The following is a 1,803-nucleotide window of genomic DNA, read 5'->3' as shown; positions in this document are numbered from 1 at the left end:
TTTGCTTTATCAAGTAATGCCATTCCATCTACACCAAATTTACCTGTTTCCATTGTTAATCCAATTAACTCATCCACAGTTAAAGTATCATCAAGTAACTTAGCTAAGGTTTCCTGCATAAAGATAGCAATAGTCTCTTCATCATAGCCTAAAGCATTTGCATGTTTTACATAAGCAGAAAGACCCTTTAAACCATAAGTAATTAATTCACGTAATGAACGAACGTCTTCTTCTTTGGTTGCTAATACTCCGACTTCATCTGAATTGGACTTTGCAATCATGGATTCGATTTCTTCCTTTGTGCTATCTACTGTTAAAGTCCAAAGGGCAGCTTCGGATAGATTTTCTTTATTATTTAACTGATTGATTAAATTTTCTTTTATAGCTAAGGTTTCTTTTACTCTTTGATAGAAACTTCATCATCAAAATTTGCGTTTGTTATAGTTGTAAAAAGATTTAATGTTATATAGTGATTAACTTCTGGCAAAATGTTTCTACCTTCGAAACGAAGTTTTGTTGTTACCTCAGATAATCCTTTTGTTACGTAGATAAGTAAATCTTGCATATTTGCTAGGGCAGCAGTTTTACCGCAGACACCATTAAGGGTACAGCCTTTATTTCCTGCAGTTTCTTGACATTGAAAACAAAACATTTGATTCATATTTTATCTCTCCTTTTTAATTAATTTCTAGTTGCTATGCCTTTATTGTATTGGATGATAGATTAAAATCTGTTGTTTTTACAACAAAAATATAATTATTATTAATTTTTGAAAAATCAATAAGTTAAATCATAAAGTAAAAAGTTTAAATCATAGAGGAATAAGTTTAAATCATAGAGGAATTAGCTTAAATCATAAAAGAATATCCTTGAATCATAAAGGAATAAGCTCAGAACATAGATAATTATATAAATTATAAATAAAAAAAGACCAGTAAGTTATGCAGTAGCAACTTACTAGTCTTTTTGAAGTTATATAGGGTTAGTTCTTAGTTTGTATAATTGTCGAAATATCCCTGGATTAATACGACTGGAGTTCCTTTGTCACCAGAACCAGAAGTTAGGTCACAAAGTGAGCCGATAAGATCGGTTAGACGTCGTGGAGTGGTACCCTGACTTGCCATATTACCAACTAAATTATCTTCTTTATGTTTAATTCTCTCGGAAATAGCATCTTTTAATGCATCACCAGATAGATTTTTAAAATCATTATCTGCGAGATACTTTAGTTTTACTTCATTTGGAGTACCTTCTAAGCCTTCCGTGTAGGCTGGAGATACGCAAGGATCAGCAAGCTCCCAGATCTTACCTACAGGATCTTTAAATGCACCATCACCATATACCATAACCTCTACATGGCGATTAGTTTTCTCCTTGATTTGTTTTTGTATATCCTGAACAAGATCGAAACATTCTCTTGGGAATAGCTTAATTTGATCTTCCGTGGATTTATTGGATCCTAATAAACCGAATTTTTCATTATAGCCACTACCATCGATTGGGTGAATTCAAAATATCATCTAATCCAATAACATTTTGAGCACCAGCATTAGTTAAGATTCTCTTTGTTCTTACTCTGGTGTGGATATCACAAGTAAGTACATTTTTTGTATATTCTAAAATAGTCTTTGGCTGGTTAGAGAAGATGATTTCTACATCAGCCCCAGCATTTTTAATAATAGAGGAGTAGTAGTCTACATAATCAACACCGGTAAATGGGTGCTTATTCTCTCCAAATAGCTCTCGATAACGTTCTAAAGTAAGTACGTCGCTATATGGATTTACACCAGCTTCATCTAATTG

2 pseudogenes (1 of these 2 running past the window's edge) are annotated in these 1,803 nt (G+C 32.6%); both read right to left on the bottom strand.

Annotated features, from left to right (window positions below):
* Positions 1–661, bottom strand: a pseudogene (locus tag CC92_RS21035) (hydroxylamine reductase); the annotation flags it as partial.
* A 328-nt stretch (positions 662–989) separates the two neighbouring features.
* Positions 990–1,803: pseudogene (locus tag CC92_RS23510) on the bottom strand (coenzyme F420-0:L-glutamate ligase); it runs 378 nt beyond the window's last position.

The organism is Lachnoclostridium phytofermentans (genome assembly GCF_000733755.1).
Taxonomy (GTDB): domain Bacteria; phylum Bacillota; class Clostridia; order Lachnospirales; family Lachnospiraceae; genus Lachnoclostridium; species Lachnoclostridium phytofermentans_A.
Note: the sequence above shows the minus strand (reverse complement) of the source record. Positions and strands in the feature narration are given on the sequence as shown.